Annotated in this window: 14 protein-coding genes; all 14 read right to left on the bottom strand. The window is 49.5% G+C overall.

Annotation, left to right across the window (positions count from 1 at the left end):
- Positions 1-3: 3 nt before the first annotated feature.
- The 14 genes from ACKTT9_RS12680 to ACKTT9_RS12615 all read right to left on the bottom strand — a co-directional run bounded on the left by ACKTT9_RS12680 (position 4) and on the right by ACKTT9_RS12615 (position 24,846).
- Complete coding sequence (locus ACKTT9_RS12680; protein WP_407871855.1) at positions 4-744, bottom strand: hypothetical protein; 741 nt, start codon at positions 742-744, stop codon at positions 4-6.
- A gap of 28 nt (positions 745-772) precedes the next feature.
- Positions 773-1,474 (bottom strand): hypothetical protein, encoded by a 702-nt coding sequence (locus tag ACKTT9_RS12675; RefSeq protein WP_407871854.1) that lies wholly within the window; start codon positions 1,472-1,474, stop codon positions 773-775.
- Between the two features lie 40 nt (positions 1,475-1,514).
- The gene (locus ACKTT9_RS12670; RefSeq protein ID WP_397370149.1) at positions 1,515-2,432 is read right to left on the bottom strand and encodes a carbohydrate ABC transporter permease; all 918 of its coding nucleotides are present in this window, start codon (positions 2,430-2,432) and stop codon (positions 1,515-1,517) included.
- Between the two features lie 66 nt (positions 2,433-2,498).
- Positions 2,499-3,359: a carbohydrate ABC transporter permease gene (locus ACKTT9_RS12665; RefSeq protein ID WP_157318086.1), complete on the bottom strand. Its 861-nt coding sequence runs from the start codon at positions 3,357-3,359 to the stop codon at positions 2,499-2,501.
- The gene (locus ACKTT9_RS12660) at positions 3,356-5,629 is read right to left on the bottom strand and encodes a DUF5696 domain-containing protein (RefSeq protein WP_407871853.1); all 2,274 of its coding nucleotides are present in this window, start codon (positions 5,627-5,629) and stop codon (positions 3,356-3,358) included. Before ACKTT9_RS12660 ends, ACKTT9_RS12665 begins: the two co-directional genes overlap by 4 nt.
- The gene (locus ACKTT9_RS12655) at positions 5,626-7,740 is read right to left on the bottom strand and encodes a YIP1 family protein (protein WP_407871852.1); all 2,115 of its coding nucleotides are present in this window, start codon (positions 7,738-7,740) and stop codon (positions 5,626-5,628) included. Before ACKTT9_RS12655 ends, ACKTT9_RS12660 begins: the two co-directional genes overlap by 4 nt.
- Positions 7,727-10,858, bottom strand: a complete 3,132-nt coding sequence (locus ACKTT9_RS12650; RefSeq protein WP_407871851.1) for a glycosyl hydrolase — start codon at positions 10,856-10,858, stop codon at positions 7,727-7,729. Before ACKTT9_RS12650 ends, ACKTT9_RS12655 begins: the two co-directional genes overlap by 14 nt.
- On the bottom strand, positions 10,818-12,926 hold the full coding sequence (locus ACKTT9_RS12645) for a beta-galactosidase (protein WP_407871850.1): 2,109 nt from the start codon (positions 12,924-12,926) through the stop codon (positions 10,818-10,820). Before ACKTT9_RS12645 ends, ACKTT9_RS12650 begins: the two co-directional genes overlap by 41 nt.
- On the bottom strand, positions 12,923-16,084 hold the full coding sequence (locus ACKTT9_RS12640) for a glycoside hydrolase family 2 TIM barrel-domain containing protein (RefSeq protein WP_407871849.1): 3,162 nt from the start codon (positions 16,082-16,084) through the stop codon (positions 12,923-12,925). The genes ACKTT9_RS12645 and ACKTT9_RS12640 overlap by 4 nt, the downstream gene beginning before the upstream one ends.
- A gap of 25 nt (positions 16,085-16,109) precedes the next feature.
- A complete protein-coding gene (locus tag ACKTT9_RS12635) occupies positions 16,110-18,182 on the bottom strand; it encodes a hypothetical protein (protein ID WP_407871848.1) in 2,073 nt (690 codons plus the stop codon).
- Positions 18,134-21,214, bottom strand: coding sequence for a glycosyl hydrolase 2 galactose-binding domain-containing protein (locus ACKTT9_RS12630; protein WP_407871847.1), 3,081 nt, complete (start codon positions 21,212-21,214; stop codon positions 18,134-18,136). The genes ACKTT9_RS12635 and ACKTT9_RS12630 overlap by 49 nt, the downstream gene beginning before the upstream one ends.
- A 23-nt stretch (positions 21,215-21,237) precedes the next feature.
- The gene (locus ACKTT9_RS12625; RefSeq protein WP_407873026.1) at positions 21,238-22,887 is read right to left on the bottom strand and encodes a hypothetical protein; all 1,650 of its coding nucleotides are present in this window, start codon (positions 22,885-22,887) and stop codon (positions 21,238-21,240) included.
- Positions 22,880-23,755, bottom strand: coding sequence for a sugar phosphate isomerase/epimerase family protein (locus tag ACKTT9_RS12620; protein WP_407871846.1), 876 nt, complete (start codon positions 23,753-23,755; stop codon positions 22,880-22,882). The genes ACKTT9_RS12625 and ACKTT9_RS12620 overlap by 8 nt, the downstream gene beginning before the upstream one ends.
- A complete protein-coding gene (locus ACKTT9_RS12615; protein ID WP_407871845.1) occupies positions 23,752-24,846 on the bottom strand; it encodes a Gfo/Idh/MocA family protein in 1,095 nt (364 codons plus the stop codon). The genes ACKTT9_RS12620 and ACKTT9_RS12615 overlap by 4 nt, the downstream gene beginning before the upstream one ends.
- Positions 24,847-24,909: the final 63 nt, after the last annotated feature.

The following is a 24,909-nucleotide window of genomic DNA, read 5'->3' as shown; positions in this document are numbered from 1 at the left end:
GTGTTATTTGGTCTCTTGCGCCCAGCGGACAGCGGCATCAAACAGCTTCCATCCCTCATCGGTTTGATTGATTTCTTCACCTGTCATCATGTAAAAGAAAACCTCACGTGCAGCAACCGGCTGCCCTTTCACATTCGTCATGCCCTTATCGTAAGCAAAAATGGTCGCCTTCATCTCATCATTGGGCACGGTTGCCACAACAATTGCATCTTTGCCCGGCGTTGCCCAACTCATTTTTCCATTATCTTTGTAGACATCCACATTGTTTTGGAGACCGGCTGCCAACGCATGCTGACCGTTGCGGATTTGAATCGTCTTCGCTGCATTGTTCCCTTCCAGCTTGCCGTTCATATCAACATCCGTCATGCCTGTATCACCGGAAATTTGCGGCTCGTCGTAGATGACAGGGACTGGGATAGCCACGAATTTATCCTTGATTTTCCCTGAATTGACCGACTCGCTAACAAAAATCAAATTGAAACCGTTGGCTTTCTCTGTCGTCACCTCTTTGTCGGAAACCACGGTGACATTCATTCCGTGTTTTTCCTTGAAGCGCTTGATTACAATCCCGTCGCCACCGCCTTCTTGGCCGATAAAAAGCACACTTTTTCCATTGCTTTGCGACTTGGCTGCCGCGCTGGATGCCGGTTGGTTGGATACCGATACAGGATGACTGGTCACTGAGCTGCAAGCGGAAAGTGCAAAGACCATACAAGCCATGAGGGCTGCATTTACCTTTTTCATAGACGAATTTCCTCCCTGTCAGGAATGTTTATTTTTGTCCATTTTGAGCTGCCCATTGCACAGCCGCATCCAATAGTTTATAGCCGTCATCCGTCTGATTCATCTCTTCCCCTGCACTCAAATAAAAGAATACCTGCCGGGATGGGACCGGCTCATTATTGATATTTTTCGCACCCTTCTCATAGCCAAAAACAACCGCTTTCTTATCATCACCGGGAGCTGTTACGATTGTAACAGCCTCTTTGCCCGGGATGGCGTAACCGATCTTACCGTCATTTTTATAAACCGTTACTTGATCTTTAAATCCAGCGGCCAAAGGATGTTTGCTGTCTTTAATTTGAACGGTTTTTGCCGCGCTGAGCTCATTGTAATCCAGCAGTCCCGTTAATGCGGAAATACTGGCCACTTGCGGCTTCGCAAAAACGATTGGTACCTTCGAGCCCTTAAGCTGATCATTGATTCTGGAAGCATTGACAGTCGGGCTGACATAAACAACGCCATACCCGTTTAGATTTTCCGGTTTAAACACGTTATCTGCCATATCAATGACGGTATAGCCTACCTTCTCAAAATGTTTCACCACATAAGGGTCATTTGTCCCTTCCCCTCGTTTGATATAGAGCATTTTAACCGGTCCGGCTGACTTGCTTGCCGTCGTTGTTGCATGCGAACATGCCGCCAGCATGGCGACCAGCACGCCAACTAAACATAATGCGAGAAGACGTTTCATCTCTTTTTACCCTCCGTTTCAACTGTCACTGATCAAGTTTCTATTCCACTAAACCTGTACGTTCTACGCCTTCTACAAACCATCGCTGCGTGAACGTGTACAGTAGCAGTGGCGGGATAATCATTAAGAACGTTGTGGACATGCGAATCGCCTCGTCATTCACGGACGGCCCATAAGCCTCGGCTTGCTGACGCAGGGCTGAAGCGATCTTCTCTATCCCGAGCGATAAAGGCGCCGTTTCGATATCCGACAAGTACATGCTCGGCAGGTAGAAGTCGTTCCACGTCCAGATGAAGGAAAACAGAAAAACGACGAGAATCGCCGGTTTGGCTAACGGCATCATAACCTTGTAAAAGATTTTAAATACGCCGGCCCCGTCAATCCGTGCTGCTTCTTCCAATTCCTTCGGCTGTGTGGAGAAAAATTGGCGGTAAATAATGACGAACAGCGCTCCTTTTAACCCCAATCCGAAAAAGGCCGGAACGATGATCGGATAAATCGTATTCAACAGGCCTAACTGTCTGGCATAAATAATGTTGGGCAGGATCGTAACCTGCATAGGCACAATAAAAGTTAGCATCAGGAAAAAAAACAGCACTCGCTTAAACGGGATTTTCAGTCTTGCAAACGCATAACCGGTAACGGCACACGAGAGGGTTTGCAAGATAGCCACAGAGAGCGAGAGGCCTAGGCTGATGCCCAGCGCCTTCGGGTATTTCATCCACGACCAAGCCTCTTGGAGATTCCCGAGGTAGATTGTCCTCGGGAACCAGTTGACGGCCGGATCCAGTAAATCGTCTGCATTTTTAACCATGGTCGCTACCATGTGCAAGATCGGCTTCAAATAAATGTAAGCTGTATCCAGCAAGATCAAGTAGATGAACAATTTGAATAAAAGACCTTTATCCGCTTCCCGCCCGATAACCGCATAGCGGATTTTGCTGAGCAGCTGCAGCATGCCGACCGTCTGCTCTTCTTTCAATTTGATACGAAACATAGCGTCATCCCTCCTGTCGTAAACTTGTTAAGCACGATGTGATTTCGTCACCCTGGCGAAAATAATGAATAGGATCGCTAAGAAAAAGGCGATGATCATGAAGTAGATCCAGAACAAAGCGCTGTATTGTCCATACTCGCTCTCCCGTACCTTCGACAAAATCGGATTGGTAGGAAACGTAAAGAGATCGACCACGGTATAAATCAAATTGAGGAAAATGAACGGCGTCATGGCAGGCAGCGTAATTTTCCAGAATGTTTCCCAAGGTCCTGCGCCATCAATTCGGGCTGCTTCATAAGCGGAATTCGAAATCGTCTGCCTGCCGCCCAGGAAGATCATAATTTGCACGCCCGAATACCACAGAATAAGTACGAACGAGTTCAAAATAGAAATCAGCGGATCGGACCAAGTGGCCGATAAGTTAGCCTGGATAAGGCCTGAAATGTTAAATTTGGACATAAAGCCGAGATCGCCTTCGCCCTGCGTCAGAAATTCCTTCACGACCTCGCCTGTCGCCAAAATGACGGGTAGGAAGAAGATGGCCCGAAAAAACGTGCGTCCGGGGAATTTTTGATTCAAAATAATCGCAATTAACAGCGCGAATATGACAATGATCGGAATCATGAAAAGCGCTTGGCGCAGGAAAGGCAGCAGTTGATTGTACAGCAGGCTTCCGTTTTCAAACAGAATGTACTTATAATGCGTCCAGCCAATGTAACGGGTCGTCGTCTTGGTTGCGGTTATGGTTACATCCTGAAAACTCATAAACAAGGAATAGCCGATCGGGAACGCCATAAAAAAGATAAACCCGATGAACCACGGAGCGATGAACAACGTTCCTTCCAAATATTCGATCAGGGATGACCTCAGTCTCGCTTTCCGATTCATTTGCCTCCCCCTCCTCGAATAACAACAAAGTTATGAGCCGGTACGGCCAAATCCCCGTTCCGGTATTCCGTCAAATTATAGTTCACGATAATTCTTTTTCCGTTGGCATACGTCGTTTCTTTCACACCTTCAGCAAGCTTCCGATGCCCGGTAATAAACTGATCCTGCACATCTCCAAGGGCTTCGTTGTAGCGTTTATACTGCTCGGATGCAAAGTTCTCCCAATCCGGGTAATACGTGTTATAGAAGCGCAAGCCGTAAGAATTTACGTATTTCTTCGTTTCAGCTTTCGTGAATACGAAGGATGGTGCCGCTCCATATTCGATGTCCCTTAAGAAATCGTTCACGTCTTCCTGGCGGTTGTTCACATATTCCGATGAATAGGAAACTAATCCGTGTGTAGCAATTTGGGCGAAGGGCACCGATTCATCCGAAAATAAGTCATAGGAATTGTCATATACCATGTCTCGAATGTAATTGATATGCGGCAGTGCGTAGACATTGGATTTCTCACCCTGTACACCGCCAAGCGTATCCTTGATTTTTTGCAAAATCCGCTCTTGAATTTTGCGGGCCTCGTCTCTTGAGGAGCCGTACCCCGTGTTGTAATCGTTGTACAACCTCTGGCCCAGCAATCCGACGGCAAGTCCGTCGACACCCATGGCTTTATATTTCGGCAAATCGTTATCCACCATCTGTTCGATGTATTTATCGCTAACGACCGGCGTTCTCTCCCGGTTGAACAAAGGGCTCTGCATCAGCGTCCGGCCGGCTAAGTTAACCATAGCGTTAAACTTCTCGTCGAACCCGCCGCCTTTGGTATTATTCAAGGAATACTGTGCTTCCAGATACACCGGATAACCAAGTCCATGCGCATGATCGATGAATGCCTTCATGCCGGAGTCTCCGCCAAGGCGGGAATCCACCGGGAACGTTTGGCCAAAGGAACTGTAGCCGCCCTTTTGCCAGCCCGTGAAGGTGAGCGACATATTGTTTATGCCCTTGTCATGCAGGGAATTCATAATTTGAATGCCTTCGCTCGTCGTGGTCAAATTAAGGTAGCGGTCGCTAATGACCCCTTTTTCCCGATCGGCTCCGATGATGTTCGTATATAACGGGATATTCGGGTCTTTGACGGTAACCGGTTTGACCGCTTTCTCCTTCATTAAATACTGGCGGTAAGTTTCAGCCATCCCGACGTAATCCGTCTTCTTCTCATCCAACATGTAATAACGAATGGAACGATCGCTCCCAAACATGTGATCCCGATCATAGTCGACATATCCCCACGAATCAGGGACATTCGTATTTCTTGTTGTAAACTGCAAGAAGCTGGAACGATAGTTCATCTGGGCCCCAATCCAGTTGTAATTGCTTAGGACACCTGCTGGAGCAGCGACCACGTCGGCATACTCATCGCCTTCGTGCACCACGGCCAGAAAGCCTTTCGATCCCGACTTCATACCGAAGACCGGCATCATGACTTTATTCCGATTGTTGTTGATTCCCGGGAATGCAATATCTTGGCCGTATGTTAATTCGTCATACAATTTGTTGACATTTAATTGATTATCCTTGAATCGCACCAGAGCTCCTGCACCATCCGGAATAAACAAGTATCCGTCCTGTCCGTCTGTGTACTCTGCACCTAAGAAGGGATAAGGTCTGACCCAAACGAGACCCATTTTGGTCTCCTTAACGCCTTCCTGCAAGATTTTCGTCTCAACGTAATCCTGAGCGACCGTTACTTGGACAGGAATCGTGAAGCCCGTCACAGGAAACTCGTAAACAAGCTTGAAACCGCCTGGAATCGTTTGAATATCCTTGATGCTTCCGCCTTCCGCTGCCAGATTCGTCTCTTTGGCCTGCAAAATATTTTTGGAAAAATCCACATATTGGACCATCAGCGGCGAAGCCAAATGCTTTTTCCAGGTCTCCGAAATTTTCTCTTTCGACCAATATTTCGGATCTGGGTAAGAGCGATACAGATTGCCGTTCCGTTTGTCCTCGACGATAAAATGTCCCGTCTTGTCGTCCATTTTCAATCTCAACGTCTCGGATTCTGCAACTTGCTTGAAATCGGTATCGAGCGGCAGTTTGGCGGGAACACTCGCTGCTTCTACCGTCGTATTTTGCTGCACCGCTTGCGAACTGCGTTGTCCCGAATCTTTGAACTCAAATTTGGCACGGGTCAGGAAGGTGACGACGGCCGCCAAGATCAGGATGGTAACGATGATGGCTGTTTTATTGGTTTTGATCATCCGGATCATCTCAAGGTCACCTCCTGATACATCTGATAAAGTAGCGATCCAAGATCACTGGTAAGTCCCATAATAATGAAAATAAGCACACCGATGACAAGCATCGTACATAACGTAAGGAAAACATTCATGATCGTTTCACCAAACGTGTAATTATGGACGTTCTGAATTTTCCAGAAAATAAGCAGCCCGATCCATACCGTCATCGCATTGCCCACGAAATGATAAATCGATGCCTCGGACATCGTCATAACATTGGATATAAAAGCAAGCGGGATGCCAATAGCTATGTAAGGCAAGAGCGCATAGGCGCTGCCGATGAAAATGTGCTTGAAGCGTCCCTCGCCCCGATAAATCGAGCTGACCAGGTAGTTAGCCACAATCCAAGCGATCCAAACGATGAAAAATTGCGTGAACGTCGAGTAAATATCCACAAAAGTCTTCGGATTAAAAGAAAAGCTAGTCGCGAACTGGCTGATAATCAGAGACGCGTATACACCTAGCAGAACGATACTGGCGCTCAAGTAGCTGCCTTTGTTCTCATAGTGAATGGCGGAAAAACCGTCAATCGGATGTTTTAATACATGCAGAGCAAGCCTTAAATTCGAGAGGAAACGATTCTGACTCTTCGGTCGATTGCGCCATCTGACCCGGAATTCACGCTTTGCGGTGAGCTTATTGGTAACGGTGTATAAGATTACACCAAGCAGGATGACGCTCGCTATCCAAGAAAAGTTACTCTGTAGCCACAGCATTCTGATTTGCCAGAAAGAATCGGAGTACCCTTGTTGATTTCCCGCTTCTTTGAACAAATCTTTTGCTGTTTCGTACTGTTCTTTTTTAAAAGCTGACTTCGCAAGCCCCAGATAAGCTGGAGCGAATTGCCCGTTTAAACGCAGCACTTCTCTCCATGGCTGCTCGCTATCCTCATATCGGCCAGCCAGGGTAAGCTGGTTGGCTTGGTCTACCTTTTGCCCAAACTCGGACAACCGGAACACTTGCACAATATTTTCCTGATCGTCCAGGACAAACAGCTCGTTTCTTTCATTAACATCAAGCGCCACAGGACTTTTCAACAGTCCGACCTGCGAGGAACCGATCGCAGATGCGCCGCCCCAGAAGTACAATAAATTACCGGATCCATCGTAATGGCTGATATATTTATTCTGCTGATCCACAACAATCATATTGCCGCTCTGATCGACCGCGACATCCGTTAGTTGAGGACCTGTCATGACTCCCTCCGCCGGCACGTCCCATGGGGCTGTTTCTCCGAACGGTTTCGAGGAGCTGCGCAGCAAGTTATCGCCTTTTACATTCAGCTTTTTCAATTGATTCGTTGTAGCTGTTCCGCCCGTCACTGTAAAAATATAGCCGTTTTTGTCCGTCGCTACGCTGTTGATCGGCTCGGGTCTCTTAGCAACTTCATTGGCGTACATTTTTTTGGTGTAAAGCATTCTTTTCAAAGCGTCTAACGGGGAAATCGCCGTGCCGTTGGCACCGAAGAAACCTTGAAATTTGCCTTTCGGATCAAGCATCACAAGCCCTTCATAGCTGCCGTGTACAGCAATATACATAAACTCACGTTCATCAACCATGACCTTCGCCGGATCGAAAACAAATGTATCGGGAATGTACCGGGATTCCGGCCGTTTGTACTCTTGCATGACCTTGCCGCTGGCATCCAGCTTAAGCACTCGTTTGTTGCCTGTATCCGCGACATAGATGCTGCCATCATTGGTTACGAAAACACCTTCTGGTTTATTAAAAGGGTTCTCTGGCAGGGTAATGTAACGCAGCAGCTGCCCGGATTCTGTCATATGTACGATACGGTTATTGCCCGTATCCGCGATATAAACTTCACCTTTCGCATCGATGAAGATGTCTTTCGGATTTTTCATCGGCGAACTCATCTGAACCGACTTGTTGCCCGGATCTGGCGCCATCAGATTCTGCCCGATGACCCCCAGCGGGAAATACGCCGGCTGAAGCCATACTAAATTTCCCCGGCTGTCTTTGGTATACGTGGAGTATTTCACCGAGGCGAATGCAGTCGCAGGCAATAATGCGGCGCATAAGAGGAAGAACGATAGAACTAGCCCCCACTTATGGATTTTCATGCTCAAACCTCCGTTCCCATCTCTCTGTGTATAGTGTCATTTGCCCAAACAAGCCATAAGGGCTCAATTGATAGTCGCGAGTAAAATGCTGGCCTTCTTTGCGGAAAGACGCCCAACTGGTTGTCAGCGTATCGCCCGACGCCTGATGGAAAGGTCCAAGCATATTGCGCGGGCTTCCCATGACTTCCACTTCCAAACGGTTCACACCCTCGTAAAGCTGCTTCGTCAAATCAAGACGGTTTGCGCTGCGCCAAGGCACATGACCAGCCGTTTGCCCGTTGACCTTTACTTCGATGGTAACCGCGGCATAATCGCCAAGTTCCAGTACTGTCCGGCTTTCCGACTTATTTTCCACCTGAATGTCAAAATGATAAATCATGCTGCCGCAGTAGTGAGGATATCCTTGCTTGCACCAATCGCCAAAGGCCAAGGTTTCAGGTTCGGCTATAATGCTCCTTGAAGTATCGACGCCAAACGATCCGATCAAATAAATATCTTCCACTTCCATGCGATTTAAATAGTTGCACGACAAGATCAACTCGTTCTCTCCAGCTCTCAAACCGGATAAAAGCACCTGATCAAACGACCGGTCCAAAAACCAACCATCCGGCTTATTAGCGATGGATTCGCCGTTAAGGCTGATCTCGTACTGTTCCGCAGACTCCACAACCAGATACACAGCTTCCTTCGGAACATCGGTGATAGGAAAGGTGAATTTGAAAGCGACCGGCTTGCCATCTTCCGGATGAGGCTCGTGAATCCATTTGTACCTTTGTTCAATGCCATTGCCGTAAATCTGTCTCATGTCCAAAAGCGACCGGATGGCTTTCTGTGCTTGCCATACCTCCATCTCTTCCGACCAGCCGCCGTGATTGATACGATATGAGCACATATCCAGCGTTAACACATTCGGCATTGACCGCGTGAACTTGCAGACCGGGCCTAACACCTGAGTGTCGGCTAGATCCGCGTTCGCGCGGCTTCCTTCTGTTTCAGCCTTGCGGCCGTTCTTATGCCAAATATACAACTTGGAATCTGCCGGACCGAATACCTCGTCAAAGATGATATAACCCTGACGAAAACGGGTGTCGACTGCGCTTACTTCGCCAGTCAATGCCTTCCACTCTTCCATGCAGCCTGGCCCTTCCAAGGCAGCTTCGATCCGAACGCGATGTTCGCGCTCGCGGTCGTTATTGACAATGAACAGCGCATAACGATCCCCCATATCTCTGAGCATATACAAGCAGGCAGCAGACTCTTCATCTTCTGCGCTCTTGATGCTGACTTGGCGTGTCAGTATGTTTTCCAGTGCTTGGGCTGCCTCAGCCGCGTCCCCAACGATGACCATGTTCGGGTGATCATAGAGGTCGGATAGACGATTGCTCACTCTGCCTTCGAGCATTTCCGGGCGAGCTCCGACAGCGACAGCTTTGCCGCCAGCGTTAAGGAATTGCAGGAGCAGCTGGAACGTGCTGTTTAGCATCGTCCGAATTTCCGGAATGACGACGACTTGATACTCGGCTGTATGAACAGCAAGCTTCTTGCCGTGAATGGCCCCTGTTTCCGCCATGATGGTTTCATCGCCAAGATCAAAATCGTAGTGCGCTCTCAGCAGCTTGCCGAGAAAAGCGTTAAATTCGTGACCATACCGGTTCGTCTCGGAAACGTCACGGTCCTTGCCTCGGGCCGGAAAACCGTAAGGTCCCGTGCCAACCATACTCCATGCGGTGGAAGCCGGATGAAGCACAAGCACATCTCGGACCGGGCGTCCTTCTGTCAAAACAGCGGACAATCTGGCAAAATAATTTTCCATAATCGCATTGTATTTCCACCAGCTGGTGTTGTAGTTGAAGACAGGCGGATAATCCCGCTTCCGGCAGCCTTTGATCGAATAAAGCGCCAAGTGCTGAGACCTAAGATTAACCCCAAGTACGAATTGGAAATCTCCGATCCATCGCTGCCCTTCAAAGGTGAAGCCCCAGCCTGTGCAGCCATAAGTTTCGGTCAGAACGAATTTTCTCCCGTACTGATTTGCGACACTGGTACACTGCTTAACCGTGATGTATTCGTTCGTTTGCTCCGTCAACATATCGATGCCCGGCACATGCTGATAGCGGTAGTTGGGCATGATCGCTCCGCAAACACGAGTGGCTGTGCCCAAATTATTTTCCCAGAGAAAATGTCCGGTAAAAGCAAGCCCGTTGTTCTCGCACCACTCACCGATTTGCTTCGCATAGGATTCGCTGAATCGTTCGGTAATCGTCCGCCAGTAATCGTGACGCGCCTCTGTGGAGCGTTCGCCATTGAAGTATAAATAAGGAACGAGATCGAGTAGATCGTATCCACGTTTCTCTTGGAAATAAGCGGGGAAAGACCAGCTCCAGGGAATCCAACCGCGCCCCTCTGTAAATTTACAATGACGGTCATGAAGGCTCGGTTCGTCAGTAAAAACGCCGCGAACGGTTTGGCCGAAATGTTCGCCCACTACTTTTTTGTAAGCCTCGTAGGTAATGTCGATGAACGCTTCAACCGATTCGGGATTCAATTGATCCGGAGGCGCTTCATTGTTGAACCATTCACTCCGTTCGGATATTTCAACCCGGAAAAGAAGCAGCACTTCGTCATTTTCTAACTCACTGCTTGCACCTGCTTGAAGTCTTTCACAGCGAATCAAGTTTCTTTCGTTAATCACAGCTTTGAACCGTGCTACGGTGTCGGTGTCGTCAATCTCCGTTTGTAAGGAGGCGCTTGAAAGTACCTCTAACGTTAGCCCCTTGGCGCGGAACGCGTCACCGCCTCGCGCTTGCACAAGTCCCCCGGCAAAGCCTGAAGGCCAGCGGTCTTCGTCATACAGCCATGCCTGCATACCCTGCGCTTTCGCTGTTTCCACGGTGGAACGCACCAGCTTCATCCACTCTTGACCCATGTAGACGGTTTCCAATCCGTCTCTGGAATGAATGAAAAAACCGCCCATCCCTTGCTCCTTCATTTGCTTCACTTGCCGGTTCAGCTCTCCCTCTTCCAAGTCGTCATTCCAAGCCCAGAAAGGAAGCGATCTGTAGACATTCGGAGGATTCTCAAACTGATGCCGCAATCGGTCCAGCTGGGGCGCTTCCACAAGTCTCCGCCTCCTTCTTCTGTTGGAATATCGCGACGCTTTTCGGCAGAAGTTCAACATCTCCGCTTACGCTCGTGCCGCTGAGCAGCTCATTTTGTTCGTACATCCCTACATTTATCTTCTGCGTTTGTTCGCTATGATTTAACACAAAAGTGAAGACAAACTCATCTTTATGGCGTTGAATGATTTCCACGTCTTTTGGTGCATGAGCATGTGCTTCCATGGGAGAAGAGATTCCTTTACTTGCGCATAAATAGCTGATCCATTGCTTTAAAAAAGATCGGCTAGGATCCGTTGCCGCATACCAAGCTTCTCCCTTGCCAAAGCGGTTACGGGTTAATGCCGGTGAACCTGCATAATAATCGCTGCCAAAGCTCGCAACCGTCTCCGCACCCTCCGGATGAACCACCTCACACAACAAGCCGCAATCGTAGGTGCCTTGAAGCTCTCCTAAGTTCGTCTGCAGCACGAGCTGGTTTTTTTGATCCGGGTGCAGCGCGTCCAGCTCTTCCACCCAAATGCCGAGCAGCTCGCGCAACTCACCAGGATAACCGCCAGGTGTGACAAGATCATTTTCATTCGCCACACCGCTGTAGAACGTAGTGAGAAAGGTTCCTCCGTTTTTAACATAACGCTCCAGCTTCTCCGCATAACCCGGTTTCACCATATATAAAACAGGGGCGACCACAAGTTCATATTGTGAAAGATCTGTATCCACATGAATGAAATCGACTTGAATATGATTGTCATAAAAAGCATCGTAATATTTCTGGATGTGATCGACATATTTCAAGTGAGCGGACGGTCCGCCTCCTAATTCAACTGCCCACCAATTATCCCAGTCGAACAAAATACCTACCTTGCTTTTCACCCGTGCATCGAGCAATTGATTGCCCAGCTGCTTAAGCTCCTGGCCAAGCTCTGTACATTCCCTGAACACACGCGTATGCTCATGGCCGGCATGATCGATAACAGCTCCGTGAAATTTCTCATAAGCCCCTAGCGAGCGGCGCAGCTGGAAGAACATCACCGAATCGGCGCCGCGTGCCACGGCTTGATAGCTGCGAAGCCGCATAATGCCAGGCCTTTTGGTCGGATTGACCGTTTTCCAGTTCAACACGCTCGGCGTCTGCTCCATCAGCATGAAGGGAGCGCCGTCTTTCAAGCCTCGCATGAGGTCGTAACGAAGCGCCATGTAGCTTTCAGGCGTTTGATTTTCTGGATATATATCAAGAGCGACGATGTCCAGATAAGGCGCCCATTTGAAATAATCAAGCGGCTTATAGGTCCCGTTCCCCTGGAAGTTGGTCGTGATGACCGCATCCGGGATGAACGATTTGATCGCGTTATATTCCAACTGATAACAGGCCAACCAGCTGTCCGAATTAAATCGATAATAATCCAGTGTCATGCCTTGGAATGCCGTTTGATCGGAGTTTCCTCCAGAAAGTCCCTCGCTTAATGCGCTGGGAAGAACGATGTCTTCCCAATCATAGAAGGTATGCCCCCAGAATCGCGTATACCAGGCCTCGTTCAGCCGTTCGAGCGTTCCGTACCGATTTTTCAACCATTCTCGAAATGCATGCTCACAGTTCTCACAGTAACAGCGGATTCCTATCTCATTGTTGATATGCCATAAAAGCAGCGCCGGATGGCCCTTGTATCGCTCCGCCAGCTTACGGACCAAAACCTCGGCATAATGGCGGAACGTCGGACTATTCGGGCAGGAGTTATGTCTGCGGCCAAACTTTCTTTTTTTCCCATCGGTCGTTACGGTTAAAATATCCGGGTACTTCCTCGCCATCCAAGCCGGATGCGCGGCCGTCCCCGTTCCCAAACAGGCATACATGCCATTCTCATGCAGCTTGTTCATGACTTCGTCCAACCATCCAAACTCGTACGTCTCCTCATCCGGCTGGTTAAGTGACCACGAGAACACATTGACGGTTGCAATATCAATGCCCGCAAGCCCGAACAGCCTCATATCCTCATCCCATATGTCCTTCGGGAACTGCTCCGGGTTGTAGTCGCCGCCATACATAATTTTGGGAAATGTTCGGCTAATCATCGAATCGCCCCCTGAAGTGTTAATGGAATCATGGTTTCACTGTCGGTACCTTGTAACGAAAATGGCGCCGGCCACCGTTTACTCACCTGCATCGGCGAAACATCTCTTGCCGAAAACGGCTTCAGCCGCAGCTCAAAAATCGTCTTCTTCGGATGAAGCAAATAACGCTCCAACGGAGGAGCTTCTCCGCAGCTGTGATTGCCAATCGGAGCTTGCTGATGATCCAGGTTCACGATCGTTTCCTGTAAGCGAACCAAATCGGTTGTATGTTTCGCACGCGTTACATTCGCCGTAGCATAATGGCTCGCGCTCACATCGAACATTGGCAAACCGCCTATAAACAAGCCCGTTCCTAACGTATTTGTTACGGTTGCCCATCGTGCTTCCGCTTTATTGCCATGCTCCTGCGGCTTAATATAAGGAACATATTGCTCCTGCACTGTTCCTGCATAAATGCCTAGCCGCCCGCTTTCCTTGCGGTCGATATAACATTCGTGCGGGCCTAGCCCGAACCAAGCTAAACGATCGAAGGTGCCGGGCATGACCATCTGCAAACCAAGGCGCGGTAATGGCGGGAGTCCATCTCGCGGATTCACATGGGCTTTGAGGAACACGTCCCCTGATCCGTAAACCGTATACACCATACAAGTCTCAAAACATATGCCTAATCCCGCTGCGCCAAGCGTTGCCTTCACCTTAATTTGCGCCGCATGATCCCCATACGACTGCACAGAAAATTCGTTTAAGCGCTGTTGCAAGGCATCGTAACCGGCCTTTCTCCACTCTTTGGCTTGACGGCCGTCATTATCAATCGGTGCTCGCCAAACGTTGACTTTCGGGCCGGACTGGAGCAGCGGAAGTCCGTTATATTCGAAGGCGCTCAAGGCGCCGCTGTTTCTGTCCCAAACCAGACAAAAATCGTTACCGCTTACAAGCAGTCGCGTATTCTGCTCTTCCACACGCAAACTGTGCATCGGCTTCACGTTGATCAGTGGTGCGCCACTCGGTGGAGTAGATAGCGGCATATCTGCCCAAGCCACTTCATGTCCTTGCGGCGCCCATCGCGTCTCCTCCCGCATCGTAAACCGAATGCGGAGCCAGCACTCGCCTTTCCACCGCTCATAGGCCTTGCTGAAAGGAACGGCAATCTCCGCTTCTCCGCCAGGCGGCACTTCGGTTTTCGGCAGCTCTCCCTGCTCCACAATATCCCCGTCATGCAGCAGCTGCCACGAGCCCTTCAGATGATCAAGCGATAAGAAGTCGTAGCGATTCTCAATTCTTACGATGCCGGACGGCATGTGGACCGCATGAATCTTCACCGGCTCAATCACTTTTTTAAACTCAATGAGAGAAGACTTGATCGTTCGATCCGGGAACACCAGGCCGTCAATGCAAAAGTGACCGCTGTTGGGATGATCGCCGAAATCGCCGCCGTACGCGTACCACTCCGTGCCATCCTCCGTCTGCTGCCGGACTGCGAGGTCCGCCCATTCCCAGATCATGCCGCCAAGCAACCGGGGATACTGATAGATCGCTTCCCAGTATTCTTTCAAGTTGCCGGATGCATTTCCCATGGCATGTGCAAATTCACACATTAAGAAAGGTCTTGGATCTTCCGTTTTCTCTCCTTCTTCAATCAGTGCATCCAAGGAGGGATACATGCAGCTAACAATGTCTACGACCTCGGCATCTTTGGCCCGTTCGTAATGAATGGGGCGAGTCGGATCTGCTGCCCGCACCCAGTCAGCCATAGCGTCATGGTTCGTTCCATAACCCGATTCATTCCCAAGGGACCAGATGATGATGGACGGATGATTTTTATCCCTCTCCACCATGCGGCGGGCACGGTCGACAAACGGTTCTTTCCATCGCTCATCTTGGGCAAGATGGCTCTCGTTGCCAATAAAATGGCAACCATGCGTTTCAAGGTCCGCTTCATCGATGACATACAGCCCATATCGATCACAAAGATCCAGCCAACGTGTATCATTCGGGTAATGCGATGTTCGCACGGCGTTCATGTTATGCTGCTTCATTAGGCGGATATCCTCCACCATTGATTCCAGCGGTATCGCATAACCGAGATCGGAGTGGAACTCATTGCGGTTTACGCCTTTGAGGGTAACTGGAGTGCCATTGATCAAAAGCCGCCCGTTACGGATCGCAATATCGCGAAAACCAACGGAAACGCTTACAGATTCTAACGAAGCCCCTGTCTCATCCGTAAGTTCCAAAACTAACGCGTATAAGTACGGATCTTCCGCCGACCATTTGTGCGGGGCCGAGACGGGAATGTGCATGTTGAGCACTTTTTCATCCGTTAGCGAAACGGCACTGGTTTTTCCGGTGTATACCGTTTGGCGCTTTTCGTCCATCAACGTAACGTTTACCGTATGGTTGTGCAGCAGTTCCTCATGATTTGAAAAGTATTTAACCGCAATCCGGAGGTTCAGCTCTGCATCGATCTGATTCTCATGGAAGCTGGTTTGTACAGAAACATCCTGCATATGCACATCAGGCGTTGCTTTCAAATACACGTCTCTGAAAATCCCGCTTAACCGCCATTTGTCCTGATCTTCCAGATAACTGCCGTCGCTCCATTGATAGACCTGCACGGCAATCGTGTTCTCTCCTTCATTCAGCAAAGAAGTAATGCGAAATTCACTATGCATATGGCTGCCCTGCCCATACCCTGCCAATTGCCCGTTCACCCAGACATGAAAAGCGGAATCAACACCTTCAAACACGAGAAATACTTGCCGATCCTCCCAGGTATCCGAAACGTAAAAGTTTCTGCGGTAACAACCCGTTGGATTATCGTTAGGGACATGCGGCGGATCAATGGGAAACGGATAATAGCTGCTGGAATAATGCGGACGTCCAACTCCCTGCATCTGCCAATTGCCAGGTACCGGCATGGCAGACCAATCATCGGTCTTGTAGGTAGGTTCGTAGAAGTTCGCTGGCGCCTCCGACGGACTTGACACATACTTGAATTTCCAACTACCATTTAACGATTGAAAATATGGCGAAAGTGCCCGCTCGCCGATCAACGCCGTTTCTACATCTGCATATGGCATGTAACCGGTATTGGAAGGCTCCACGCTGCGCCCAAGCACCTCCAGATTCTCCCAATCCGGAATTTCTTTCTCTCTCATCGAAATGCCCTCCTATCTTTCACCGTCAACCCTGTGTATCCCTGAAACGCAAAGCGTTATGTAAAACTAGCGCGATAACCCATGAAGGATTCCATTTATTGCTGTGTCCCCGGTGGTTCCAGTACGTTTGGAAAAAGCCTTCTCCCTGCTCCCCGGCAACGGTAAATCCCCATTCGCCCGGTTTCGTGCAAATGCCCTGTCCCATCGCCTCCAGGGACACGCGTCCCCACCGCTCGTACTGCTCTTTGCCGGTTAAGCGGCCAAATTTCCAAAACTCGTAGGTTGGAAAAAATACATCCAAATGGTGGTTTTGCACACTGACGCCAGGCCATCCTACAGCGCTAAAATCCGTGTTCCGGAATGCCGAGCCTTGGTTGTATGCCGGATTCCACACATATACAAAAGTTAAAAGCCAATCCGCAGCGATTTCAGCCCACTCCTGATACCGTTCATCCCTGGTCAAAAGAAACAGTTCGTATGCGGCTAGGAAAAAGTACATGCCCGCTTCTTTGTCCTCGCACTTGGCATCCAGCGTGGAACGGGCAAATGGCCGTTCGAACGTCTCGACATGCAGTTCGTAATAATGCTGCATCATTCGCTCAGCGAATTCCAAATAATTGCTCTCCTGCGTGATCCAATAGGCTTTCACGAGAGCGATCAAACAGGGGATCCCCGCAGCTGTTATCATATCATCTGCCGGCGTGCCATCCATTCGCCATGAGGAAGGGTAGATGCCCGTTAACAGCGCGCCACCCGTTAAGAAATCTGCGGACTCACGCAGCGCTTCGATCCAGCTTAGCGGAACTTCCAGACCGTTTTCCCGAAATAACAAGGTAATTTCCGCCAAATCAGCAATCGTTTCACCGTATGCCCGGCTTGAGACGACCGGCTCTTTATTCCAGTAAAAGTCGTCCCAAACTCCTTCATTTAGCCGGAACAAACTATGTCTCACACCAGGGACGTCAGTACGGCTCTGCGACACATAGAAATCAACAGCTCGCCTGCAGTTCAGGACTCGTTCTTCCTGCCCGTTTTCAATGCCTAATTTGGCATCGCACCAGGCTAGCTTCAAGCACTGCCCCGTCCAACCGTACATGTAATGCAGCGGATGCTTGGGGACGGTCCCGTTAGAATCGGTAAACTTGATATAGCCTGCGGCCCCCTGCTCCCCGCTTCGATACCGATCATCCATCGCATTGGTCTTAAGCCGGATCATCTCATCCAGCGACAGCGGACTTTTTCCCACCGGCGTGAAAAGCTTATCGCTCTTTCGAACAATTTCACGAAAAGCATGGCCTGGGCGGTCAGCCACTCCCCAATCCAGGGCATACATTTTGGTTAATGTGCGGCCTTGCTCGAAATCCGTATAGCCATCGGTATAGGATTGCGTAGTATTTTTAGCGATAAAATAAGTATCTTTCTCCCCGTTAAACATCAGAACGCCGCTTAGCGCAACCGCCGTGATGCGACTCTCCTCTTGGATGGCTCCCAGCGAGCCGTAATGCACAACTCCGTCTTCCGACTCCACAAAATCCGGGATCGAAAACAAGGAGAGAAACCGTGTCTCCTCTTCCTCCCATTCCACATTCACGCAGGGAATGGGCAGTCTGTGCTCTTCGCAGATGAAGCCAAGACCTGGCTCCACGCCAAGCCGTGGCACGATCCGATTCGGATCAGAAGAAGGATTGTTATTGTAAATCAGGTGGGGAATCGTCACTTTTTCACGGCTTCGCTTCGGAAGCGCGAACAGGATGCCCACGGCTGCTTCACGAATGAAGTGATCGCTCCGATTCTCCCAACTCACTTGCATACGCAGGAGGTCCTGTTCGTCAAACGTCAGACACATCGTGACGTATAAGGCTTCTAAGAAACCGCTGATCCGAAGCAAGCCGGTCTCATCACTAACTTGCACATCCCTCAGCCCGGGAGTGTCCATTCTCCACGGTCTGCCCGTGGAATAACTTAGCATGTCATTCAACCGCTCTGTGAAAAAGGGAGAGGGATCGCCCTCTGATCTAAGCATGAGCTGTAAACCTTCTTGCGTGACTGCTATCTCGGCTCGTCGCTTCTGATTGCGGCTAACAATGGTGTACAACACTCGGGGCTCACTCCTTTCTCGCTCATCAAAGTCACCAGCAGACGGTCTAGTGTTGGATTAAAGCCCACTCGGCCCGCTAACGGCAGGCACACGAAGAATAAGAGCCCTTTGCCTAAACGTTTCAATCCTACAACAGGCAGCTTCCGCTTACCCGGTGTCTCCGAATGCGCCTGGTAAGCAAATACAATGGGTTCGATGCCCTCGCCGATCAAATGGCTATTGGTCATGCCATCCAGCCGGTCTGTCGTCAAATTATAAAAATAAGCGTAATCGTCCGGCTTTACGCTTGGCATGTTGAGACCGTCAACTTGCATAGAAAGCGTATACACTTCTCGTAATTTCACCGTCTGAATTTGTGTATCATCTAATTCCCATGAACCGTTATCAGCGTGTTTTAGAATACATACAGCTGTTGCGCCTTTGCGAACTTTTGCAAGGATAGCGGTCCGTTGGCTGTTGAATGCTTCCGGGGATGAGACAACAAGCGTACAGTCGTCCTGCACCTCTTCGGAATAACGCTCTCCGTTAACATTCAGCAGTGAACCGAGCAGTTCGGACGCTGCGTCGAGATAAGCAACCTTCTGAGGGGGCTGGATTCTCGCCTTTGCAAAAGCCTCAAAAGTAAACCGTTCTGCATTTAATACTTGGCCGTCTTCATCTATCAATTCCGCATCCACGAATAATTTCTGTCTGTCTTGAACGGAAGGCACGGAGAATCGAATTGAACCTGCATACAGCGATGAAGCTATCGGTAGTAAACTAGCGATTTCGTAATGTGCGTAGTCCCTTGAATCATCACGCAGTGTAGCAACAATCCGGCACTTCCCGTATTCCTTTGCTGTATCGTTCAAAAGCCAAGCTTCTATTTCCAATGTCTCGCTTTCATACACCTTCCAGCGATCGCTTCGCAAGTTAACGCGAACAGGCTCCAAGCAGTCCTGATAGGTGAAAAATGCCGGTTTCGGTTTTCGATCCACACCTACAAGAGCTTTCATCCAACCTGCCGGCCAAGCGTCTATCAGCAGATGGATGGCCGTGGATACAACCCGATCCGCTCTTCTGCGCCATGCATCCGTCATCAATTTCGTCGCTAAACTTTGATGCTTCTGACTGGCCTGAATCCAATCGTGCATATTGGTTTGTTCCGCATACCAATCTCCGTGGAGATTGTAGGTTTGTGCGCCATGGATGCTGTTCGGCAGCCACCAATCTTGCTCCAATGTCGGGAGCCATTCCTTGGGATAACGGCTTATCATAAGCTCCGCATGATCCAAACCTTCGGTCCCATATTCGCCGCATCCCGCTTTCCAGCCCTCTCGGATCGTTGGAAGGTACCCTTTGTACATTTTCCCAACAGGAATAACGTTGTTCGTGTACCACAAATTATAGCAATGAAAATCGGGCAGCCCTTCACGGGTAGGCGGGTTGTAATCCCCCTCCACGTTTTTAACAACTCGATCCGGATTCTCAACAAATATGGCCTGCCTGGAGGCTACGAAAAAAGCTTCCAACTCATTTCTGTGCAAATAACGGTGACCCTTGCGTCTTTTCTCCGTTCGAGAAGGCTCGTTGATTAGCGATACCATAATGGAGGACGGATGGCTGCGAATCAGCCTTTCCATTTCCGCTGCTTGCTTCACGCCTTCGACAAATTGATTCCGACGAATAAAGCCGAACGTGGGCAAATCGCATTGATGCATCATGCCGAGCATATCGAAATAGTCATAGATTTCTTCCTGCACGGGACGTTGTGTAATTCGGTAAAAATTCAAATTCGCCAATTTGGCAATCAAGATATCATCCATTAATTGGTCAAAATCGTTGTTCATCACACACTGCTGCAGATGCCCCATTTCATTGGCGCCTCTTAGTACGATCGGTTTATTGTTCAAATAAAGCGTGCCTTTCGGAACCTGCTGTTCATCCATATGAAATTTCCGCATACCGAAAGTGCGATCCCGGCTGTCTGTGCAATGGCTGCCATTTTTCACTTCGATACGCACGGCATAAAGCAAGGGAGATTCCGGTTCCCACATTTTAAATGCAGGAAATTCTACTTTATAACGGAAATAATTAATACCCGGCCCCGCATAGGCCACTGTAAATGAGATTGGCTCAATTCCATCACCCTCAAAATTCTGAGGCATAATTTCCAGTTCCAGCTCAAAATTCTCCATCACACGCGTCGTGGTGTTCACGGCATCAATCCAGACTTCCACAGAGCCGGTGTCAATATCCGGTCTTACGAACACATCCTGGATAAACAGTTCTGACCGTTGTTCCAGATACACTTGATTGTAAATGCCTGCTCCCGGTGGACAGTGGCTCCAACCGTTGTACGGATCATCCCATCCTGGCCCCGTCGCTGCGTATATCTTATCGCCATCCAGCTTCGTTCCCCCAACACCCATCATGGGAATGTCCGTCTGAACCTCAACGACGAGCGTATTGTTTTCCTGCAAAAAGTCGGTCACATCAAATTCGAACGGTGCGAAAAATCCCTCATGACTGCCAATGCATTTGTGATTGAGGTATACCGTCGTTTTATAATCAACACCCTTGAATACGAGATATACGCGTTTTCCTTCTGGAATGCCGGGATAGGCAAACTCGCTGCGATAAAACCCCGTCCATTTGCCTTCTTCCCCGCTGGGTCCGCGGAAATCCGGGATCGTCACCGCTTCCCAATCCCCTGCACCGTCCAGTACGCGTGTAAAACTAACGTCTTCAGGCGTTTGATAGCGAAATTGAAATTGGCTGCATACTTGCCGATCCCGTGTCATCGAAGGAGTCGGCACTAAATTTCTCATATAAGGTCTATACTTTTCGCGCAGCTGTCTCAGTTCTTCATGAAATCGATCCATCTGAGCATCGAATGTAAGCTCTGGCACGCGCTTCGCTTTATCCGTGCCCGGTGCGAAATATTTTTTATCAACAGTTATAGGCGGAATGTCCCGCAGTTCATCTTTATTTCCGGGATGTTCACGAAACGCAATTTCCGCGAACTGATCCAAACGTTTGGTTGGCTCCAATCACATCTCCACCTTACTTCTCGTCATACCCTCACGATTTCATAATCTAACGTATAGCCTTCTTCATCTTGCGGATACATGCGTACTTCTGTCGTTCCAAATCGTTGTGTCCAAATCTTGTTTTCCCCTATAAAAGGCTCCACAGCCTCTTTAACTTCACTTGCCATAAAATCGTTTGTGACAATCCAGCCTCCGAAACCAGCTCTCCCGCTTTTCTTTCGGTGTTCCGGGCAATCCGAAGGAAGGAGCCAATCTGCGATGACGACAACAGCGCCGTCTTCCGCCTTTTTCGTAAGCATTGAAAACGTGTTTGTGCTCAGTGTCGTACCACCGACGATAATTAACTTGGGCTGACCTAATTGATCGGCCGTAACGTGCTCATCAAACGCCAGAACATTTGGCATTGGATAAAATAAAGGGTGTACCCGTCTGCCCGCCCCTCCGGTAAATCCTTGCTCCAGAGGGAATTGATCAAGTGGAACGTCCTGCTTCAACTGATGTCTCGGGAAGTCGTACCCCGGAATATGCAGGCAGCTGCCGTGGGCCGGTATGGTTCCTCGGCTAAGCAGATGCCAAATGTGAAACACGCTTTGGCTTTGTGAGACATCTTGCGTCTCGCTCATGCGATTGCCAAAAAGCCGCTCATTTTGGCCATAGTTACTATCATCCGAATGAATTACTGCAATATCGGCCTCTGCTTGGGAGTGATGCCAAGTCAGCGGGTGTTCGGGAACAAATTTGCGAACGAATTCCAGCCAAACCTCGCCGAATTCCGTTTTCATGAAGCCCTCAGGCTGATGTCTAAGCAATACGTCGATATTTTCTACGAATAAATGGGTTGGCCCCATGAAGTAGCCCATTTTCAAAGCCGACTCGAATTCCTGCGGAGAATGTCCGGGAAAACCGGGGAACCGTGTAAACCAACTTCCCGTATCTGGCCCCCACAGATCAGCACAAATCCACAATGCCCGCCCATATTGCTTGGCTGCCCCCAAAGCTGTCGACAGCTGCAGCGATTGGAACGATTCCTTCATGATTTTCGGGCAAAGATCCATCCCTGCTCTGGCAAATGTATGAAACATGGTAGGAAATACATGCTCCGCAATTAAGGGTACGGACGTACTCGCTAAACCCGCTTGCTCCACGATGCGGTTCACATGTTCCGTTCGGGATCTCACGGACTGTTCGACCTTGCTCCGAGCTTCTGCCAAACTTAAACCTTCCGTGCTGCCCCAATGCGGAAACCATCCATCCTTGCGATATTGCCCTACGTTGATTTGTAAATGCTCCGGCTCGTCATACAGCAGTCCCAAACATCGTCCTGATGTCGAAGCTTCGACGATCGCCTGATCCGGTATATCGTACCGGTTCGTTCCTTCCACCCAAGGTCCGTTGATGTTGCCATATTCGTTTCCGAGGCAAATGTCCATCCCTGCTGCGGTAATATCCGCAACCACATCCCAATGATCCGTGCCTGGCAGCACGTGGTGCACGTAGAAATCCGTTCCCAATTCGCGCAAGCAGTTTACAAAAGCAGCTGGTTCCGGTTTCGGATCCTGTGAGGGGCACACGCTTCCTGTTCCCGTCCGCATGATGAGATCGGATGCCTCACCCGCCCACGGGTCCTGCCACGCCACGACCGGTCCCTGAATACCTAGTTTCGGTTTATGCATCACCGGTGTTCGTCACTCCCCAACTCGCCTCAACATTCGCAAATGATTGGCGGATAATGGTCAGGCAATCAGACACTTCTTCCGGCTTCGCATGTTCCAGAATCAAGGGAACCTCCGGCATCCGGCGAGCAAGAAGCTCCGCATAGACGTTCCAATCCGCTTGCCCCGCCCCGACTCGAGGTGTTGTGAATCCTTCGGCAGCGTAAAGCGTATCTTTCGCATGCGCGATAGGGCAATACGCGCCGATATGGTCAAACATTTTCGCCATCGCTTCGGACTGTCTGCTCAAATCCTCTTGCTTCAGGTAGTTAAAAGGATCCATAATGAACGCCAAACCTTCTGTACCAAGGCGCTCTATCATCTCCTTAGCTTGTTCTGTTGTCGCAAGCACGTTGTTGACAAAACCTTCGGCTAGCAAAACGGCACCTTGCTTCACCGCTCGATTTCGCAAGCGATCTATGATTTGCAGCAGCTGCTCCCACGCTTCAGAGGTACGATTGCCTTCGTAGTCGCGCCAAGCGTTAGTCGGATGAAGACTTCCCGTCTCCGTCGCCATATACCTAGTCCCATAAACCGAACATAGGTCGATCATCTTTTCCAGCTGCTCCAGTTTGGCTTCCCTTTTTTGCAGATTGGGGTTCATTAAATTCGTATATCCGGATAAACCGATGACCGTGATGCCCTTACTTTCAAAAATAGAGCGGATTTTCTCAGCACGGGTGAGTGAGAATGGCTGGTCATCCATCATCTGCATCGCTTGCTTGGGATCAAGTTGCACATATTTCATGCCATGATTATGTGCATCTTCCGCCATGGCTTCCGCGCTCCAGCCCATATACACGTAGCTCATAAATCCGAGTTGATTCATCTCACAACGCTTCCTTTCAACAAATCCGCTCTCTCCACGATACAGGCTTCCTGGCTGGATTTTACCATCGCGGTTGTCAACGCTACCGTTTGGATATTATCCTCTGCCGTGACCGGCGGGAGATTGCCTTCTTCCAAGGCCGTCATGAACGCGATCATCGAACCGGCGAAAGCATCCGGGAACCACGTGCCTTTGAGCTTGATTTCGTGAACGACATTTTTGTGTTTGTTGAGTGCCATATATAGGGTATCTTGCGTGCACCACAAGCTTCCTTCTGTTCCGTCAATCCACCAAGTATTGCTGTGTGAACGGCTTGCTTTGGCAATATTGTTAAAATGCAGCGTCGCCATCAGCGGGTTCCTGCCGCCTTTGGGACCAAATTCGATATTCGCCGAATAGATCAGCGGGTCGATGGCGTTTTGCTTCGTTAACTGGGCTGTCGTGCAGTGTACCCTTGACCATTCCTCCGGATAAGGATTGAAGTACCGGCAAAGGTCCACATAATGCACACCATGGTCGACAATGTTGAAATTTTTCATTGTCGTCCACCACCAGCCTGCCTGATCCTGGAACGAGCGCATATTGTGGTGAATACTGTATACTTCTCCGATCAGGTCCTGCTCCAGCACCGTTTTCAGCGCTTTGTGCGCTGGCGCAAAGCGCGCTTGCTGGTTGACTCCCAGAATAATCCCCATCTTGGTTGCTTCTTCGTTCAGGCGTTCGGCTTGCGCCAGATCCAGGTGCAATGGCTTTTGGCACAATACAGGCCTTGGCGCCTTGCCGATTAACCTCAGCACTTCCAGCCGCGGTTCAGGATGGATGGCCAGGTCGATTACACCTACATCGTCCCTCTCAAGTAGCTCATTCACATCCGTCGTCCAAAATGGAATATCAAACTTTTCCGCTGTAGCGCGTGCTGCTTCCTCGTTGACATCGCAGCAAGCAGCTATGTGCAAACCGTACTTGCGGTATGCCGGTAAATGGGCCGTATTCGCTATGCTGCCGCATCCGATGAGGCCAATTCCGTATTCATTTACGTTGCTAAGACGCTTCTTATTAGGCAAATAATCGTCTGGTCTAATGAATTCCATAGTTACACCTCTTTATTTCTTACATTACACGAGGATGGAAAAACATTTATAGGGTGTTCATGC

The organism is Paenibacillus sp. P36 (genome assembly GCF_045866505.1).
Taxonomy (GTDB): Bacteria; Bacillota; Bacilli; order Paenibacillales; family NBRC-103111; genus Paenibacillus_E; species Paenibacillus_E chondroitinus.
The sequence above is the reverse complement of the archived record's forward strand: the minus strand, read 5'-3'. Positions and strand labels throughout refer to the sequence as shown.

What these genes read in the sequence shown, in the direction of transcription:
- ACKTT9_RS12645 (WP_407871850.1), bottom strand. Translation starts at nt 12,926, where the DNA reads ATGATTAGCCGAACATTTCCCAAAATTATGTATGGCGGCGACTACAAC.
- ACKTT9_RS12665 (WP_157318086.1), bottom strand. Translation starts at nt 3,359, where the DNA reads ATGAATCGGAAAGCGAGACTGAGGTCATCCCTGATCGAATATTTGGAA.
- ACKTT9_RS12670 (WP_397370149.1), bottom strand. Translation starts at nt 2,432, where the DNA reads ATGCTGCAGCTGCTCAGCAAAATCCGCTATGCGGTTATCGGGCGGGAA.
- ACKTT9_RS12680 (WP_407871855.1), bottom strand. Translation starts at nt 744, where the DNA reads ATGAAAAAGGTAAATGCAGCCCTCATGGCTTGTATGGTCTTTGCACTT.
- ACKTT9_RS12615 (WP_407871845.1), bottom strand. Translation starts at nt 24,846, where the DNA reads ATGGAATTCATTAGACCAGACGATTATTTGCCTAATAAGAAGCGTCTT.
- ACKTT9_RS12620 (WP_407871846.1), bottom strand. Translation starts at nt 23,755, where the DNA reads ATGAATCAACTCGGATTTATGAGCTACGTGTATATGGGCTGGAGCGCG.
- ACKTT9_RS12640 (WP_407871849.1), bottom strand. Translation starts at nt 16,084, where the DNA reads ATGAGAGAGAAAGAAATTCCGGATTGGGAGAATCTGGAGGTGCTTGGG.
- ACKTT9_RS12660 (WP_407871853.1), bottom strand. Translation starts at nt 5,629, where the DNA reads ATGATCCGGATGATCAAAACCAATAAAACAGCCATCATCGTTACCATC.
- ACKTT9_RS12675 (WP_407871854.1), bottom strand. Translation starts at nt 1,474, where the DNA reads ATGAAACGTCTTCTCGCATTATGTTTAGTTGGCGTGCTGGTCGCCATG.
- ACKTT9_RS12625 (WP_407873026.1), bottom strand. Translation starts at nt 22,887, where the DNA reads ATGCATAAACCGAAACTAGGTATTCAGGGACCGGTCGTGGCGTGGCAG.
- ACKTT9_RS12655 (WP_407871852.1), bottom strand. Translation starts at nt 7,740, where the DNA reads ATGAAAATCCATAAGTGGGGGCTAGTTCTATCGTTCTTCCTCTTATGC.